A 16,567-nucleotide genomic window follows, 5' to 3' on the forward strand; every position below is an offset into this window, starting at 1 on the left:
GTCTCCTTCAGACGGCTGCGAGGGCTTCGGACTGCGGCTTCAGACGGCTACGAGGGCGATGACGGCCACGACGAGTGCGCCGCCCAGGGTCAGCACGATGTTGCCGACGGCGTACGGGATGGTGAAGCCGAGCAGCGGGACGCTGCTGCGAGCCCGTTCGCGCAGGGCCCCGACCGCGGCGGTGGTGGTGAGCGAGCCGGCCAGCATGCCGAGGATCAGCACCGGTTCGGTCTGGCGCATCAGGAAGCGGCCGACGACGGTCATCACCAGCAGCGGCACGAGCGTCACCACCACGCCGGCGAGGAAGAGGCCCGCGCCGTAGTCGATCAGGCCCTCCACGAACCCCGGGCCGGAGTCGATGCCCACGATCGCCACGAACATCGCCAGGCCCACGGTCTCGAAGAACCACTGCGCCCCCGGCGGGATGCGCCCGAACGTCGGCCGCTTCGCGCGCCGCCAGCCCAGCACGAGCCCCACGAGCAACACACCGACACTGGAGGTGAGCGAGAGCGGAACGTCTCCGACGAGCAGACTCGGCACACCGATCAGGGCGCCGAGGGCGATGCCGAAGCCGATCGTGACGACGTCGGTCTTCGGATCGGTGCGCTCGGCCCGGCCCACCGCCGCGATGCCCTGCTCGAGCAGATCTGTGGGCCCCTGTACCCGCAGTTCGTCGCCCGCCTGCAGCACGGTCTGCCCGGTGACGGCGATCGGCCGGCCCGCCCGCAGCAGTCGGGTGGCGAAGAGGCGGCGCGAGCGCGGATCGTTCCGCAGCTCGGCGATCGTGCGCCCGACGGCCGCCTTGGTCGTGACCACGATGTCCAGCGTCTCCAGCGGGAAGTCGAGCAGCTCGCGATCGGCGATCTCCGTTCCGGCGTTTTCCAGCTGCCGGGCGATCAGGGCCGGTGTGGTTCCGGCGACGACGATCTCGTCGCCGGGCGCGAGCGTGTCGTCGGGCCCGGGCTCCACGATGCCCGAGGTTCGGCGCACCCGGGCGACGTAGAGGTGGGACCCGGCGATCTGCGCGGCCTCGGACTCGAACGCGCGCACGGTGCAGGCCGCGAAGTCGGGGCCGAGCCGATAGGCCCGCCGGGCGATCAGAGGATAGGCGCTGGACACATCCGGTGCCTCCTCGTGGAACCCGAGACGCTGCTCGAGCTCGCGCGAGGCGGCGGGCAGATCCCGGATGCCCAGCAGCCGCGGGGCGAGCAGCGAGATGTAGAGGGCGGCGCCGAGGGTGCCGAAGATGTAGGTCACGGCGTAAGCGACCGGCACGAGATCGCTCCAGGCCTGCGCGGTCGATCCGTCCACCGGCAGCCCCGCGATGGCATCCTGCGCCACCCCGATGACCGCCGACTGGGTGAGGCCGCCGCCGGCCAGACCCGCCGCGATGCCCGGGTTGTAGCCGAGGATCATGCTCACCCCGATCGTGACGGCGAAGCCGACCACGGCCATCGCCAGCGCGAAGCCGGCCTGCGGCAGCCCCGAGCGCCGCAGCCCGGCGAAGAACTGCGGCCCCAGCTTGTAGCCGAGCGAGAACAGGAAGAGCAGGAAGAAGGTCTGCTTCATCACGGGCGCCACCTGCAGGTCGCTGCCGATCACCGCCCCGAACACCACGCCCACCAGCAGCGTCGAGGTGACGGTCCCCAGACCGATGCCGCGCACGCTCACCCGTCCGAGCAGGAATCCCAGACCGAGGGTCGCGAACACCACGATCTCGGGGTGGGCCACCAGCACGTCGTGGAGCCACGGGATGATCATCGGCCCACCGCCTCCCGAACGGCGGCCGGCAGGTGCTCGATCCGCCGGCGGTCGCGGATGGCGACGACGCCCACGCAGAAGACCCAGACCAGCCAGGGAAACGTCGCCAGGAGCACGGTGGCGCCGCCCGCGGCGGCAAAGAACGCGTCGGGGCTCGTGCCACCGAACATCGTCGACACGGCCAGCAGATTGAGGCCGGCCACGGCGTAGGCCAGGTACCCGGTCCAGGCCGGCAGCGCGGCCGAGGCGATGATGACGTACGCGGCGGATGCGGCGACCAGTGCCGTGAGGGTGCAGCCGATCGACCCGAAGAGCACGGTGTGCCCCTCGACAAGGGTTCGGAGCGACGAGGCATCCGGCCGCAGATCCATGGTGTCCAGCGCGGTGGCACCCTGCAGCGCGTCGCCGACCAGGGTGCACAGCACGAGCAGGAGGCCCGATCCGAACAGGATGCCGGTGACCCACTGCAGATCGGGCCGGACCTGCGTGATGAGCTGGCGGAAGCCCGAGACGAACACCACGATCGCGGCGAGCAGGAAGGTATCGAAGAGCACGTTCACCAGCGTCAGGTCGGCGGTGGCCGAGGCGTACCGCACCAGGGCTTCCGCGTCGTCCAGAGACGGGGCGGGCACGAACAGCACGAGCTGCAGCACGAACTCCGCCAGGGTGAGCGTTCCGACCGCGATGGCCGCGAGGCCCGTCCAGAGCCGCACATCGGGGTTGAGGCGGCCGTTCCTCACCACGGTCATCGTGCTCACGAGACCCCCTGCCGGTCGGATCAGCCGCTGTTGGAGACGACCCTAGCGCGGGCGCGGGCGGCCCGTCCCGATTGATTTGATCCGGTCTGCGGGATGGGCGAAGATGGCCGCAGGGCGGGCCGCTGATCGCCCGCCCACGACGGAGGCGGCGTGATGCGGCGAAGGGCCAGGCGGGTGATCTCCCTGCTGGCGGCCGGCGTCGTCGCCCTGGTCGCCGTGGCGCTCGGCCCGGGCCATGAGCGGGTGGAGCCCGATCCCGACATCGCCACGTTGCTGAGCCTGCCCGACGACCAGGTCGACGACTACCTGGCCGATCGACCGGGGCTCGCGCTGAAGGCCCTGAACACCCGGCCCGACGTGGTGGCCGAGTGGTGGACGGAGCAGTCGCCCGAGGACCGGGCGGAGATGGTGGAGTCGGCGCCGGAGACGATCGGCAACCTCGGCGGCATCGACTACGCCTCGCGCGACACCGCGAACCGGGCGCAACTGGCCGAGCGACTCGACGCCGCCGGCAAGGCCGTGGCGGCCGATCCCTCCGACTCCGACGCTGCGAGAAGGTACGCCGCCCTCAGCGCCATCCACGGCGCCTCGAAGGGAAAGCACGACCCGGCCCGCTACCTGGTGGAGCTCACCGACGACCAGCCCCCGCTCGCGGCCGTCGCCGTCGGCGACCTCGACACGGCGCGGCAGGTGACGTATTCCGTTCCGGGCATGGGCACCTACACCGATGACATGCAGCTGTGGACGACGGGGGCCGAGAACATCCACCGCGCTCAAGGACGAGCGGGCGCCCCGGCCGCGCGCTCCGTCATCGCGTGGATCGGGTACGTGCCCCCGCCCCCGGGTCTGGACGCCACCGCGGGCACCTACGCCGCCCAGGGCGCTCCGCTTCTGAGCGCCGACATCCGCGCGCTCACCGCGACGCGGGACGGCACCGGGCTCGACACCGTGAGCGTGATCGCGCACTCCTACGGCACCACGACGGCGGCGGATGCGCTGGCCGACGACGATCTCGGCCTCTACGCCTTCGTGATGCTCGGCTCGGCCGGCATCGAGTACCGGATCGGGCGCGCGGCGGCGCTGAGCGCCGACCGGGTCTTCGCGGGCGAGGCCAGCGCCGACCTCGAGGCGGGACTCGGCCGGATCGAGCGCATCGATCCGCGCTCCCCCAGCTTCGGCGCCACGGTCATCGGCGCCGACGGGGATCCGGCCCGGGGGCTCTCCGCGGTGACCGGTCATGCGCCCATCCTGCACTCGCCCTACAACGACGACCCGACCTCCGGTGCCTGGACGAAGTACGCCGATCCGGCCGAGCGCGAGCGGCTCTACGCCCAGCACATGCGGGAGTTCGGCTACCTCGACACCGGTACCGACTCGCTCGAGAACGCCGCCCGGGCCTCCACCGATCCTTCGGTCACGACCTTTCAGGCGCCCGCGAAGTAGCGACGCCCGGGGCCGGTCCACAGGGGCACGATCACCGCCACCGCCACCACCAGCTGCACGGCCACGCCCGACCAGTCGCCGTCGCCCGCGACCACCAGGTCGAGCACGGCGAGCAGCAGCGCGAGCAGCATCACCACGGTCGCCCCGATCCGCGACGCCCGGCTCCCCCGGGCCACGCCCGAGGCCAGGGCGATCACGAACAGCCCGAACAGGATCATCCCGACCCCGAGCAGCGTCACCGTGAGCGCGATGCCGCCCTCGGAGGCCTCGGGCGTGTACCGCAGGAAGATGGCCAGGATGCCCAGGGCGATCTGGGCGATGCCGCCGATGTACATCAGCACCACGGCGAACGTCACGGGCCCGGGCCGGCGCCGGGAGGCAGTCTTCGTCATGCCGACATCGAACCACGGATGCCGGCGGGGAACGCGGCATCATGGAGTCATGTCGCCGATCCCACCGCCCGACCGCGCCGTTCCCAACCTGCCGTCGCGGGACTTCGGCGCCACCGAGGCCTTCTATGGCTCGTTCGGATTCACGCGTGCCTTCCACGACGCGGGTTGGCTCATCCTCGTGCGGGGCGGACTGCAGCTGGAGTTCTTCCCCGCTCCGGAGCTCGACCCCTCCTCCAGCAGCTTCATGTGCTGCCTGCGCGTGGCGGACGTCGACGGGCTGTACGACGCCGTCCGGCGGGCGGGAGTGCCCGAGGCCACCCAGGGGATGCCCCGGCTGCATCCGGTGCGACGGCAGGAATGGGGCCTGCGCGCCGGGTTCCTGATCGACCCCGACGGCACGCAGCTCACCCTGATCGAGGAGAAGGGCTGACCGAGCAGGCGAGCTGAGGCCGGCGGCGGACGTCGCGTCCGGCGGTCAGCACCAGCGCGGCCAGGCGGCCACGGCCGACTCCAGCTCCGCCTCGATCAGCGCGAGCGTGTCGTACCCGGCGGCCTCGGCCGCCAGCTTCTGAGCTCTCTCCCGGTACGAGGCATCCTCGAGCACCCTCTGCACGGCCGCCCGCACGGCGTCGGGCGACGGAGTGCCGGTGCGCAGGTCGACACCGGTGCCCGACCACGCCACGCGCGCCGCCACCTCCGGCTTGTCCTCGGTGGCGCCCGCCACCACCATCGGCACTCCGGCACCGAGGGCGTGCTGCACGCCTCCGTAACCGCCGTTCGTGACGTACACCGCGGTGCGTGGCAACAGCTCGTCGTACGGCAGGTAGGAGGCGACGCGGGCGTTGGCCGGGAGGTCTGCAGCGGGCAGGGCGGAGAGGGGCCGCCCGCCGAGCGACACGACCACCGTCACCGCGAGCCCGTCCAGTGCCGCGAGGGTGGGCCGGATCAGCCGGTCCAGGTCTTGGTTGTCGATCGTGCCCTGCGTCACGTGCACGATCGGGCGCCCGTCGTCCAGGTCACCCCACCACTCGGGCAGCGCGGTGCCGGCCGAAGCATCCGGCGGCATCGACCCCACGAAGGCCGTGTTCGGCGCGATGTCGCTGCGCGGGTACTCGAACCCGGCGGGGCAGAGCTGCAGGAAGCGGTCGAAGGCACTGGAGAGATCCATCACGAACAGGTCGAGCCGGTCGACGCCGAGCTCGGCGAAGATGCCCTGGGCGAGGGTCTGCGTGCGGCGGAAGAGCACCCGCCGGGCGAGCACCCCCAGCAGCCGGTTCCGGATGCGGCCCCGCGCCGTCGACGACGGCGGCAGCGCCGTTCCCGCCGGCGCCACGTCGCGGCTGCTCTGCGTGAGCGGCGTCACGCCGAGCGCCAGCACCGGCGGCCTCGGCCCCGCCCGCAGCAGCAACGGCGCCACGCCGGCGAACGCCCCGTCGACGAGCACCGCATCCGGCCGCTCGGCCTCGAGCACGTCCGTGAGCGCGCGGTACTGGTCGGGGATCGTCTTCACGAAGATGTTCTGGATGTCGTACTGCGCCTGGGCGAGGCCGCTGTACCGCTCGCGATCGGGCAGGTACGACGGCACGTCCCGGTCGTCGAAGTCGGCCCGGCCGCCTAGTGGGCGGAACTCGGCGCCGGTCTCGCGCACCCGGCCGGCGAAGCGCGCCCCGGTCAGCACGATCACCCGGTGCCCCTGCTGCACGAGATGGCGTGCCGCCGTGAGCATCGGCACCGCATGGCCGTGGATCGGCGAACTGCAGACGAGGTAGGTCGACATGGGTCTGTTGTAGCACAGATACATTCATTGACGTGCGGTTCCAGCGAACATAGGATCGCTGCATGGTGAACCGCTCCTACTCCTCGCCGATCCGGCAGGAGGCCTCGGCGCAGACCCGTCGGCGCATCCTCGAGGCGGCGACCGAACTGTTCGCGCGAGACGGCTATGCAGCCACCACGATGCCGGCGATCGCGGCGCACGCGGGTGTCTCGGTGCAGAGCGTGCACCTCGCCGGGCCCAAGAGCGCGCTGCTGATGGCGGCGTTCGAGGTGGCGCTGGCCGGCGACGAGGGCACCCATCCCCTGCACGAGCGGCCCGCCCTGGCCGCGATCATGCAGCTGCCTCCCGCTGAGGCGCTCCCCGCCTACGTGCACTTCCTCGCCGAGGCCAATGCGCGAACGGCCGGGGTCGACCGCGCACTCGGTGTCGCGGCCGAGTCCGACGAGGCGGTGGCCGCGCTGGTGGCCGATCTGAACATCCGCCGGCACGCCGACATCCGGATGGCCCTCACCTGGTGCGAGGCGCACGGCCTGGTGCACGGCGACACCGATCCCGAGGAGCGCACCGAGACCCTCACCTACCTCGTGGCGCCCGAGACCTACCGCTTCTTCACCCGCGAACGCGGCTGGAGCGACGAGCACTACGAGACCTGGCTGGCAGACGCGATCGATCGTCTGGTGCTCCGCCGGCCGGAAGGGTAGCGCCCCATGCACGACGTGATCATCAGCGGCGGTGGGCCCACCGGCATGATGCTGGCCGCCGAGCTGCGGCTGCAGGGCGTCGAGGTGCTCGTGCTCGAGCGCGACACCGCTCCGAACCCGGCGGTGCGCTCGCTCGGGCTGCACCCGCGCAGCATCGAGATCCTCGATCAGCGCGGACTGCTCGAGCGGTTCCTCGCGGCCGGGACACCCTATCCGGGCGCCGCCGGGCGCTTCGCCGGAATCGTCCCGGCGCGGCCGCCCCGGCTGGACACCCCGCACGACTACATCCTCGGCATCCCCCAGCCCGTCACCGATCGGCTGCTCGCCGACCACGCCGTCGAGCAGGGTGCCGTGCTGCGGCGCGGCGCCGAGGTGGCCGGCTTCCGCCACGACGGCGACGGGGTCGACGTCGAACTCTCCGACGGCACCGCGCTGCGATCCCGCTGGCTGGTGGGCTGCGACGGCGGGCGGAGCCTGGTGCGACGGATGCTGGGGGTCGGCTTCCCCGGCGAGCCCGCCACGACCGAGTGGCTGCTCGGCGAGGTGGCGCTCACGGCCGACGCCGAGGAGGTGGCCGCGGTGTCGGCGCGGGTGCGCGAGACCCATCGCGGGTTCGGGATCGGCCCGGCCGGCGACGGCCTGTTCCGTGCGGTGGTGCCCGCCGCATCCGTCGCCGACGACCGCGCGACGCCGCCGAGCCTCGAGGAGTTCCGCACGCAGCTGCGGGCCTACGCGGGCACCGACTTCGGAGCGCACTCGCCGCGCTCGCTCACCCGGTTCGGCGACGCCACGCGGCTGGCCGATCAGTACCGGGTGGGCCGGGTGCTGCTGGCCGGCGATGCCGCGCACGTGCACCCCCCGCTCGGCGGGCAGGGGCTGAACCTCGGCATCCAGGACGCCTTCAACCTCGGCTGGAAACTCGCCGCCACGGTGAAGGGCTGGGCGCCTGACGGATTGCTCGACAGCTACTTCACCGAGCGGCACCCGGTGGCCGAGCAGGTGCTCGCGCTCACCCGCGCGCAGAGCGAGCTGCTGGCGCCCGAACCCGGCCCCCAGGCCGTGCGGCAGCTGCTCACCGAGCTGATGGACATCGAGGAGGTGAGCCGGCTGCTGGCCGACCGCGTCTCCGGCCTGGGCATCCGCTACGACGTGGGTGAGGAGGCGACAGGCCCCGAGGCATCCGCTCTGCTCGGACGACGGATGCGGGATCTCCCGCTCGGGGCCGGCCCCCGTCTGTACGAGCTCCTGCGCGCCGGCCGCGGACTGCTGCTGGACCCGACCGGCTCGTTCGATGCCACCGGCTGGGAGGATCGCGTCGACGAGGTGGGCATCGCCCCGGGCGTCGCGGGCGTACCCGCGGTCCTGCTCCGCCCCGACGGCCACGTCGTGTGGGCCTGCGGCGGATCCGCTCTCCCGACCTCTCCGCAGGTTCTCCACACTGCCCGGCAGAGTCTGCACAGTCGTCTGCAGACGTGGTTCGGAGAGCCTTCCACCGGGTAGATTCTGACCTGAACGCAACGCGGTGCCACTGCCGCTGCGAGGTACGAGATCTGAGGAGAACCATGGCCGAATCGGCTCCTATCGACCCGACCGCAACCGAGGCGTGGGAGGCGCTCGAGCAGATCGCCGACGGCTTCTCGCCCGACCTGCGCGCCTGGTTCGCCTCCGACGAGGGCCGTGCCGCGACCTACACCTTCCAGGCCGCCGACCTCACCGTCGACCTGTCGAAGAACCTGGTGACCGAGGAGATCCTCGGCCACCTGCTGCAGCTGGCGAAGGATGCCGGGGTCGCCGAGCGCTACCAGGCCATGATCTCGGGCGAGCACATCAACGTCACCGAAGACCGTGCCGTGCTGCACACCGCCCTCCGCCGTCCGGCCGCCGGCACCCCCGGGGCCGACGCGCTCGACCCGGCCGCCGGCTTCGTGGTCGACGGCGCCGACATCGACGCCGAGGTGCACGCCACCCTCGACAAGGTCTACGCCTTCGCCGATCGCGTGCGCTCCGGCGAGTGGACCGGCGTCACCGGCAAGCGCATCGAGACCGTCGTGAACATCGGCATCGGCGGCTCCGACCTCGGGCCCGTGATGGTCTACGAAGCGCTCAAGCCGTACGTGCAGGAGGGTCTGGAGGCCCGCTTCGTCTCGAACATCGACCCCTCCGACATCTTCGAGAAGACCGCCGGGCTCGACCCCGAGACCACGCTGTTCATCGTCGCCTCGAAAACCTTCGGCACGCTCGAGACACTCACCAACGCGCGCCTGGCGCGCCAGTGGCTGTGGGACGGGCTCGTCGCATCCGGAGCCATCGCCGACGAGGACGAGGCGCGCACCGGCGCCGTGGCGAAGCACTTCGTGGCCGTCTCGACCGCGCTCGACAAGGTGGCCGCGTTCGGCATCGACCCCGAGAACGCCTTCGGCTTCTGGGACTGGGTGGGCGGCCGCTACTCGGTCGACTCGGCGATCGGCACCTCGGTGGCGATCGCGATCGGGCCCGACGGGTTCCGCGAGTTCCTGGCCGGCTTCCACGCGATCGACGAGCACATGCGCACCACGCCGCTCGAGCGGAACGTGCCCGTTCTGATGGGGCTGCTGAACGTCTGGTACTCGAACTTCCTGGGCTCGCAGAGCCACGCGGTGCTGCCGTACGCCCAGTACCTGCACCGCTTCCCGGCCTACCTGCAGCAGCTCACCATGGAGTCCAACGGCAAGAGCGTGCGCTGGGACGGCTCCCCCGTCACCACCGACACGGGCGAGATCTTCTGGGGCGAGCCGGGCACCAACGGGCAGCACGCGTTCTACCAGCTGATCCACCAGGGCACGCGGCTCATCCCGGCCGACTTCATCGCGGTGGCCAACCCGGCGCATCCGCTGAAGGACGCCACGGGCGACGGCGCCGCGGTGCAGCCCGGCGCCGACGTGCACGCGCTCTTCCTGGCGAACTTCTTCGCGCAGACCAAGGCGCTCGCCTTCGGCAAGACCGCCGAGGAGGTGCGTGCCGAGGGAACCGCCGAGGCGGTGGTGCCGGCCCGCGTGTTCTCGGGCAACCGGCCCACCACGTCGATCCTCGCGCCGGCGCTCACCCCGTCGGTCGTGGGCCAGCTGATCGCGCTCTACGAGCACATCGTGTTCACCGAGGGCACCATCTGGGGCATCGACTCGTTCGACCAGTGGGGCGTCGAGCTGGGCAAGCAGCTCGCGCTGCAGATCGCCCCCGCGGTCGACGGCGACGCCGAGGTGCTCGCCACCCAGGACTCCTCCACGAAGTCCCTCATCGCGAAGTACCTCGAGCTCCGCGGCTGAGCACTCGACCCCTGCTCCCCAAAACCCGTCAGGGCTTGCGGAATCGGCGTGGGGGCGTAGAAGGGTGGGTGGGGTTTCTAGACCGGAGAGTGCGGGTACCACGTGGCGCATCACCTGACGACACTGCCCTCGGGCGACGAGGTGGGGTTCTCGGCGACCGGGGATCCGCTGGCCCAGCGGCTGGTGCTGCTGTGCCTGCCGACCCCGGGGGCCGGGATGTTCGATCCCGATCCGGTGGTCACGAATCACTGGGGCGTGCACGTCGTCGCCCTCGACCGGCCGGGTTACGGCGCCACGCCGCCGGCATCCGGATCGGGCCAGGGCCCGGGCGGCCGGAGCGAGCGCGGCCAGGGCGAAGCCGGCCGGGGCCGGGGCACCATCCAGGATCGCGCCGACGACCTCGCGGGGTGGCTGCGCTCCTCGCAGAACGACGCCCGGCAGTCGCGTGCCACCGTGTTCGGCCGGGCCGGCGTGGTGGGCTGGGGCACCGGCGGCATGGTGGCGCTCTCGCTCGCGGCGCGGCATCCGGATCTCGTCGACCGGGTCGCCGCCTTCCAGACCGCGGCCCCGCACGGCCTCAGCTTCGACCCCTCCGTGCAGGCCGTGGCCCCGTTCGGCCCGGAGGCACTCGGCATCCCCGCCGACGACCGGCTGCTGAGGCGGCCGGGCCTGCGCAACCGCCTCGACCGGATGCTGGAGGAGGGCGGCCTGCAGGGCAGCGCCGGCGTCGAACTCGACCGGCAGGCGCTCGCCGATCACTCCTGGGCCCGCGAGCTCGGCGCGATCCGGGCCGAAGTGCGCCTGATCTACGCCGACGACCTGAGTCAGGTCGACCGCTACGACGGGTACTGGTACCGCCGTCGCATCCGCTCGTCGAAGGTCGTCCGGGTGTCGTCGGGCGGTGCGCTGGCGATCGCTACGGAGTGGGACCGCATTCTGTCGTTCGTGGCTCCCGACCACGGCGGGCTCTCGGAGCAGACGCGGCTCGGCTGAGCTTTTGCCCCACCGGCGTGCCGGATGGGAGACGTGGGGCTAAGGTCGCGACCATGAGCGATGACAGCACGGATGACCGCACTCCGGACGAGACCCAGGACGAGCCGATCATGCACGGATCGGATGAGGCCACAGACGACGAGAAGGCCGCCGGCCGCGACGCCCAGGAGCGCGCCGACGCGGAGTTCTACAAGGACAAGGACGCGACGAACGCGAACCAGCCCGATGCCGACCCGAAGCGCTCGACCTACGTGAACCCCTCGAGCAGCGAGTTCACGCACCAGGAGGAGTGAGCCCCCAGCGCTCGCGGATGTAGGAGCCCACGAAGATGTTGGATGAGCGGGATGACCAGGAAGGCCACCAGGCCGATCGGCCAGACACCCGTTCCCCGGAACACCAGCAGGAAGGCTCCGGCCACCAGCCCCGCCACGATCGAGGTCAGGATCGCCCGGCGCTTGACGGCGGGGCGCCAGTGGGTGCCGACGCCGATCATCACGAGTCCGCCGATCCAGCCGAGCACCGGGGCCAGGTACCAGCCGGCGGTGAGGATGACCGCGGCCACGGTGGGGTAGGTCTTGGTGAGCGGGGGCGCGGCGACGGCTGCGGTGGCGGACTCCCGGCTCTCGGCCGTGGCGTCGGCCGCGATGACCAGAGGATCGCCCAGCTCGGCGATCCGCGCCCGGGTCTGGGCGTCGTCGAGCCCGCTGAGCTCGCTCGCGATGTCGGACACCAGCTCGGCACGGATGGCGGCGGGAGCCGTCGCCAGAGCGGCCTCCAGTTCGCCGAGATAGCGGCGGGCGACGTCGTTCGGGGAGTCGGGCGTGGTCATCGGACCGGTCCTTCCTGGGGGGAGTTCGTCCCGGCGCCGGGAGTGTCGGGAGTGCGAGGTGCGCCGGCGGTGATGGCGTCGACGGCGGCGGCGAACGGCTGCCACTGCGTGCGGAACTGTCGCAGCTGCATCCGCCCGTCGTCGGTGAGCGTGTAGTACTTGCGGGGCCGCGCGGAGTCGGACTCGTCGGCGTGAGCCACGATCAAGCCCTGGACGCGCAGTCGGGAGAGCAGCGGGTACAGCGTTCCGATGCTGCCGATGAGCCCGAGTTCGACCAGGCGCTCGGAGATCTTCCAGCCGTACGCCGGGGCCTCCTGCAGAAGGCCGAGCACGCAGTACTCCACCACTCCCTTGCGCAGTTGGGCGCCGACGTCGCTTATCATGCATAACAACATATGCTGCATGGCCAGGTGTGGCAAGCGGCGCTCGCTCCACTCTGCTGCGAGCGGATGCGCGTCGGACGCGGGCAGCGGTGTCGTCTGCGCGCCGTACGCTCGTGCCATGACCTCCCCCACGCAGCTGATCTTCGTGCACGGCGCCCTCGTTCGCGACGGTGCCTGGTGGTGGCAGAACACCGCCACCCTGCTGGCCGCGCGCACGGGCATCCGGAGCCGTTCCCTCGCCCTGCCCTCCTGCGGCGAGACGGCGGAGGGCGAGCCGGGTGACGGGCGAGGCGGCGAGCAAGCTGGTGGCCTGGTGGCGGATGCCGCAGCCCTGCGCCGCGCGCTCGACGGAGCGCTCACGGCCGGGGGTGAGGGCTCGGCGATCGTGGTCGGCCACTCCTACGGCGGAACGGTCATCGCGGAGGCGGGGCGGCATCCGGCGGTCGGGCACCTGCTGTTCGTGTCGTCGTACCTGCCCGAGGCCGGGCTGGCACAGGGCGCGATCATGAGCGGTGAGCCCGATCCGGTCTCGATCGGCGACAACGGCGACAACGGCGACGGCACGCTGAGCGTGGCGGGGTACGACGCCGCCTCGTTCGCGGCGCGTTTTCTGCAGGATGCCGACGAGACCACGCAGCAGGAGGCCTGGCGGCGGGTCACCGCGCAGGCGGCGGCGGCCTTCGTGACGCCGACCACAGCCGCCGGCTGGGAGGGCGCGGACTCCGCCTACCTGGTGTGCACCGAGGACCGCAGCACCTCGCTCGAGCTGCAGCGCGCCCACGCGGCCCGCGCCACGCGCTCGGTCGATCTGCCGACCGGGCACCATCCGTTCATCACCCGCCCCGACCTCGTCGTCGAGCAGCTCGAGGCGCTGTTGTAGCGGCGCCGGGATTCGCTGACGTAGCCTGGCCGGGATGCGCCCGTGCCTCGCCTTTCTGTCTCCCGTGCACCGCCGTGCTGTCTGCTGTGAGCGGAACCCTCTGCCGGCAGCGGGCGACGGGCGATTGGATGGGGTCATGACTGACATGCGCCCCGATGAGAGTCCCGCCCGGCCGAGCGGGGCTCCGCGGCCCGAACAGCCCCGGTCCGAACAGCCGCGGCCCCATCAGCCCAGGTCCGAACAGCTCTGGCGCGTGCTCGTCGGCGAGCAGCTGCGCGCCATCCGCGTCGCCCGCGGTGAGTCGCTGCGCGGGGTCGCGGGCCGGGCACGGGTGTCCCCGCAGTACCTCTCCGAGATCGAGCGGGGGTTCAAGGAGCCCTCCAGCGAGATCCTCGCGGCTCTCGGCGCCTCGCTCGACACCACCCTGCTCGAGCTCACCAGCGGCGTGGCCGAGAGGCTGCACGAATCGACCGCCGCCCCCGCTGCGGTGACCGCATCCGGTGTCGCGACCGCATTCGCGCTCGCCGCCTGACCGACCGCCTAGGCTGGCCCGCAGAACCACGCGAGCACGCAGAACGATGCTGGCACGCAGAACGACGCAAGGAGACCGACGATGAGATCGTGGGAGAGCACCCGGCCGTACTTCGAGCGGGCCGCGGTGGCGCACGTCGCCACACTGCTGCCCGACGGTTCGCCGCACTCGGTGCCGGTGTGGGTGGGTGTGGAGGGTGAGGAGCTGGCGATCTTCATGGTGAGCGGATCGCGCAAAGACCGCAATCTGCAGCGGGATCCGCGCGTCGCGATCTCGGTCACCCGGCCCGACGAGCCGCTGGACATGGCCACCGTGCGCGGAGTCGCGGTGCGGCGTATCGACGGCGCGGCGGCGATGCCGATTGTCGATCGAATTGCGCAGAAGTACACGGGCGGGCCGTACGAGCTGCGAGAGGGCCTGACGGCATTCCTCATCCGCCCCGACACGGCCTGGGCGAACGACTACGCGAGCTGAACCGCTTCGAAGACGCAGCGGAATGCACCCCGACCTGCCAAGTCGCCGGTGGGACGAGCCGGAAGGCGGGTTCCGCCGTACGGTGCAGGTATGAGTTCAGACGACACGACACCAGACGAGAACCTGCCCGAGGGCACCCAGGACGAGCCGGTCATGGCCGGCGCCGACGACGCCACCGAACAGGAGAAGCGCGACGGCCGCCAGGAGCAGGCCGAAGCCGACGCGAAGCGCGATGCGGCGCTCGACGACAGCGTGCGCAGCGTGCGCGCCGTGGGCGAGAACCGCGTGGGAGACGGTGGCCACGATGAGTGACCCCCGCCCCGGCACCCCGCGCCCTGGCCCCCGGCCCGAGCACACGCCCAAGCCCGACGAGATCGATCCGATCGAGGGCACCGAGCCCGACGGCACCCCGGTGGAGAACCCCTCCGGCTGAGGCGTCGATTGGGGGCGGGCATGACGGATGTCACGGCCGGTTCGTGACGGGCGGACCGGGGCCGTCGCCGCCGCTGCCGTGATGCTGGAGCCATGGAAACCAGTGCCCTCCCCCGTTCCACGCCCGCCGGCTCGACCGGCGCACGGCCCGCGGTCGCCGCCACCGGGCTCGTCAAGAGCTTCGGCCCGGTGCGCGCCGTCGACGGCGTCGACCTGACCGTCGCCCAGGGCGAGATCGTCGCCTTCCTCGGCCCCAACGGCGCCGGCAAGACCAGCACCATCGACATGCTGCTCGGCCTCGCCACCCCCGACTCCGGTTCCGTTCAGGTGTTCGGCGAGTCGCCACGCGCCGCCATCGCCCACGGGCTGGTCTCGGCCGTGCTGCAGACCGGCGGGCTGCTGAAAGACGTCACGGTGCGCGAGACCCTCGATCTCACCGCCAGTCTCTTCGCCGACACCCGCCCGGTCTCGGAGGTGCTCCAGCGCGCCGGCATCGCCGAGATCGCCGAGCGGCGGGTCGGGATGTGCTCGGGCGGCCAGCAGCAGCGCCTGCGCTTCGCGATGGCCCTGCTCTCGGACCCCGGACTGCTCATCCTCGACGAACCCACCACCGGGATGGACGTCGAGGGGCGCCGATCGTTCTGGAGCGCCATCCGCGCCGACGCCGCCCGCGGGCGCACGGTGCTGTTCGCCACCCACTACCTCGAAGAGGCCGACGAGTACGCCGACCGGATCGTGCTGATGAGCCGCGGCCGGATCGTCGCCGACGGCACCACCACCGAGATCAAGAACCTGGTCTCGGGGCGGATCGTGCACGCCACCCTGCCCGGTGCCGACCCGGTCGCCCTCGCCGCCCTGCTGGGTGTCGACGAGGTGCAGGTGCAGGGCGAGCGGATCACCATCGGCACCAAGGACTCCGACGCCGTCGCCCGGCACCTGCTCACGCAGACCCCGGCCCGGGACGTCGAGATCACCCCGCAGAACCTCGAGAGCGTCTTCCTCGCCCTCACCTCGGACGGAGCATCCGCATGACCGGCACGACCTCGACCACGACCACGACCACGACCGCCGCCACGACCGCCGCCGGGCGCGCCCTCACCGACCGCGTCGACCTCCGGCGCCGGGTCCCCCCGTTCGGCGGTTTCACCCTCACCTACCTCGGCATCGAGCTGAAGCGCCGGCTGCGCAACCGCCGCACGCTGATCTTCACGATCGCCTTCCCGGTGGTGATGTTCGTCATCATCGGCCTGCCGCTCGGCGACGAGCAGCTAACCGCCACCCCGATCGACCAGGGCGGCCCCTCGGTCGCCGCCTACATCATGGTGTCGATGGCGATGTACGGCGCCATGATGTCGGCCACCCAGACCGGCGCCGCCGTCGGGGTGGAGCGCGCGCAGGGCTGGAGCCGGCAGCTGCGGCTGACCCCGCTGAACCCGCTGGTGAACGTGGTCACGAAGATGATCGCCGGGATGGCCCTGGGCCTCCTCGCCGTCGTGGCGACCTTCGCGGCCGGCGCGATCAGCGGCGTGCAGCTCTCGGCGGCGGAGTGGATCGGCTCCGGCCTGTCCGGCTGGATCCTCGCCGGCGCGGTCTTCACCGCCCTCGGCCTGCTGGTCGGCTACCTCGTGCCCGGCGAGAACGCCGCGCAGATCACGAGCCTCGCCATCGTGCTGCTCGCCTTCCTCGGCGGCCTGTTCTACCCGGTGAGCTCGATGCCCGACTTCATGCAGACGATCGCGGCCTTCACCCCCGTGTACGGCATCAGCCAGATCGCCCGCGCACCGCTGACCGGCGAGGGGCTCGACCTGCTCTGGGTGATCAACGCCCTGGCCTGGCTCGCGATCTTCGTCGCCGGCACGGTGTGGGCCTTCCGCCGCGACACCGAGCGGGTATGAGGGCGGCTCCGGCGG

The 16,567-nt window shown here is 71.9% G+C and carries 20 protein-coding genes; 14 read left to right on the plus strand and 6 right to left on the minus strand.

What is annotated here, in order from left to right:
• Positions 1-39: 39 nt before the first annotated feature.
• Together ACN4JJ_RS15835 and ACN4JJ_RS15840 are read right to left on the minus strand one after the other, a co-directional pair.
• Entirely contained in the window at positions 40-1,761 is a 1,722-nt protein-coding gene (locus ACN4JJ_RS15835; protein WP_440710864.1) for an aspartate-alanine antiporter-like transporter, read from the minus strand.
• Positions 1,758-2,519: a hypothetical protein gene (locus ACN4JJ_RS15840; protein ID WP_440710865.1), complete on the minus strand. Its 762-nt coding sequence runs from the start codon at positions 2,517-2,519 to the stop codon at positions 1,758-1,760. Before ACN4JJ_RS15840 ends, ACN4JJ_RS15835 begins: the two co-directional genes overlap by 4 nt.
• A gap of 174 nt (positions 2,520-2,693) precedes the next feature.
• Between ACN4JJ_RS15840 and ACN4JJ_RS15845 the strand changes: the two genes are divergently transcribed.
• Positions 2,694-3,962 carry an alpha/beta hydrolase gene (locus ACN4JJ_RS15845; protein ID WP_440710866.1) on the plus strand — a complete coding sequence of 423 codons (1,269 nt, stop codon included), beginning with the start codon at positions 2,694-2,696 and terminating at the stop codon, positions 3,960-3,962.
• Here the strand turns inward: ACN4JJ_RS15845 and ACN4JJ_RS15850 are convergent.
• The gene (locus tag ACN4JJ_RS15850; protein ID WP_440710867.1) at positions 3,944-4,354 is read right to left on the minus strand and encodes a DUF7144 family membrane protein; all 411 of its coding nucleotides are present in this window, start codon (positions 4,352-4,354) and stop codon (positions 3,944-3,946) included. The genes ACN4JJ_RS15845 and ACN4JJ_RS15850 overlap by 19 nt on opposite strands.
• Positions 4,355-4,403: 49 nt before the next feature.
• Here ACN4JJ_RS15850 and ACN4JJ_RS15855 point away from each other — a divergent pair, with 49 nt between their 5' ends.
• Complete coding sequence (locus ACN4JJ_RS15855; RefSeq protein ID WP_440710868.1) at positions 4,404-4,784, plus strand: bleomycin resistance protein; 381 nt, start codon at positions 4,404-4,406, stop codon at positions 4,782-4,784.
• 45 nt (positions 4,785-4,829) lie between these two features.
• On the opposite strand, the gene ACN4JJ_RS15860 is transcribed toward ACN4JJ_RS15855, so the two are convergent.
• Positions 4,830-6,131 carry a glycosyltransferase gene (locus ACN4JJ_RS15860; RefSeq protein ID WP_440710869.1) on the minus strand — a complete coding sequence of 434 codons (1,302 nt, stop codon included), beginning with the start codon at positions 6,129-6,131 and terminating at the stop codon, positions 4,830-4,832.
• A gap of 62 nt (positions 6,132-6,193) precedes the next feature.
• On the opposite strand from ACN4JJ_RS15860, the gene ACN4JJ_RS15865 reads away from it, so the two are divergent.
• From ACN4JJ_RS15865 to ACN4JJ_RS15885, 5 genes are all read left to right on the plus strand, one after another.
• Positions 6,194-6,832, plus strand: coding sequence for a TetR/AcrR family transcriptional regulator (locus tag ACN4JJ_RS15865; protein ID WP_440710870.1), 639 nt, complete (start codon positions 6,194-6,196; stop codon positions 6,830-6,832).
• 6 nt (positions 6,833-6,838) lie between these two features.
• Positions 6,839-8,332, plus strand: a complete 1,494-nt coding sequence (locus ACN4JJ_RS15870) for an FAD-dependent monooxygenase (protein WP_440710871.1) — start codon at positions 6,839-6,841, stop codon at positions 8,330-8,332.
• Between the two features lie 62 nt (positions 8,333-8,394).
• Positions 8,395-10,134 (plus strand): glucose-6-phosphate isomerase, encoded by a 1,740-nt coding sequence (gene pgi, locus ACN4JJ_RS15875; protein ID WP_440710872.1) that lies wholly within the window; start codon positions 8,395-8,397, stop codon positions 10,132-10,134.
• 102 nt (positions 10,135-10,236) lie between these two features.
• Positions 10,237-11,127 carry an alpha/beta fold hydrolase gene (locus ACN4JJ_RS15880; protein WP_440710873.1) on the plus strand — a complete coding sequence of 297 codons (891 nt, stop codon included), beginning with the start codon at positions 10,237-10,239 and terminating at the stop codon, positions 11,125-11,127.
• 53 nt (positions 11,128-11,180) lie between these two features.
• Entirely contained in the window at positions 11,181-11,420 is a 240-nt protein-coding gene (locus tag ACN4JJ_RS15885) for a hypothetical protein (protein ID WP_440710874.1), read from the plus strand.
• Here the strand turns inward: ACN4JJ_RS15885 and ACN4JJ_RS15890 are convergent.
• Entirely contained in the window at positions 11,375-11,956 is a 582-nt protein-coding gene (locus tag ACN4JJ_RS15890) for a hypothetical protein (protein ID WP_440710875.1), read from the minus strand. The genes ACN4JJ_RS15885 and ACN4JJ_RS15890 overlap by 46 nt on opposite strands.
• Positions 11,953-12,339, minus strand: coding sequence for a PadR family transcriptional regulator (locus ACN4JJ_RS15895; RefSeq protein ID WP_440710876.1), 387 nt, complete (start codon positions 12,337-12,339; stop codon positions 11,953-11,955). The genes ACN4JJ_RS15890 and ACN4JJ_RS15895 overlap by 4 nt, the downstream gene beginning before the upstream one ends.
• 118 nt (positions 12,340-12,457) lie before the next feature.
• On the opposite strand from ACN4JJ_RS15895, the gene ACN4JJ_RS15900 reads away from it, so the two are divergent.
• The 7 genes from ACN4JJ_RS15900 (at position 12,458) to ACN4JJ_RS15930 (ending at position 16,552) form a co-directional block, all read left to right on the plus strand.
• On the plus strand, positions 12,458-13,219 hold the full coding sequence (locus ACN4JJ_RS15900; RefSeq protein WP_440710877.1) for an alpha/beta hydrolase: 762 nt from the start codon (positions 12,458-12,460) through the stop codon (positions 13,217-13,219).
• Between the two features lie 136 nt (positions 13,220-13,355).
• Positions 13,356-13,751 carry a helix-turn-helix domain-containing protein gene (locus tag ACN4JJ_RS15905; RefSeq protein ID WP_440710878.1) on the plus strand — a complete coding sequence of 132 codons (396 nt, stop codon included), beginning with the start codon at positions 13,356-13,358 and terminating at the stop codon, positions 13,749-13,751.
• Between the two features lie 81 nt (positions 13,752-13,832).
• On the plus strand, positions 13,833-14,225 hold the full coding sequence (locus tag ACN4JJ_RS15910; protein ID WP_440710879.1) for a PPOX class F420-dependent oxidoreductase: 393 nt from the start codon (positions 13,833-13,835) through the stop codon (positions 14,223-14,225).
• Between the two features lie 90 nt (positions 14,226-14,315).
• On the plus strand, positions 14,316-14,537 hold the full coding sequence (locus ACN4JJ_RS15915) for a hypothetical protein (protein ID WP_440710880.1): 222 nt from the start codon (positions 14,316-14,318) through the stop codon (positions 14,535-14,537).
• Entirely contained in the window at positions 14,530-14,658 is a 129-nt protein-coding gene (locus tag ACN4JJ_RS15920) for a hypothetical protein (protein ID WP_440710881.1), read from the plus strand. The genes ACN4JJ_RS15915 and ACN4JJ_RS15920 overlap by 8 nt, the downstream gene beginning before the upstream one ends.
• A gap of 92 nt (positions 14,659-14,750) precedes the next feature.
• On the plus strand, positions 14,751-15,689 hold the full coding sequence (locus ACN4JJ_RS15925; protein WP_440710882.1) for an ABC transporter ATP-binding protein: 939 nt from the start codon (positions 14,751-14,753) through the stop codon (positions 15,687-15,689).
• Positions 15,686-16,552, plus strand: a complete 867-nt coding sequence (locus tag ACN4JJ_RS15930) for an ABC transporter permease (protein ID WP_440710883.1) — start codon at positions 15,686-15,688, stop codon at positions 16,550-16,552. The genes ACN4JJ_RS15925 and ACN4JJ_RS15930 overlap by 4 nt, the downstream gene beginning before the upstream one ends.
• Positions 16,553-16,567: the final 15 nt, after the last annotated feature.

Origin of the sequence: Herbiconiux dendrobii (assembly GCF_052048175.1) — a bacterium.
Classification (GTDB): Bacteria; Actinomycetota; Actinomycetes; order Actinomycetales; family Microbacteriaceae; genus Herbiconiux.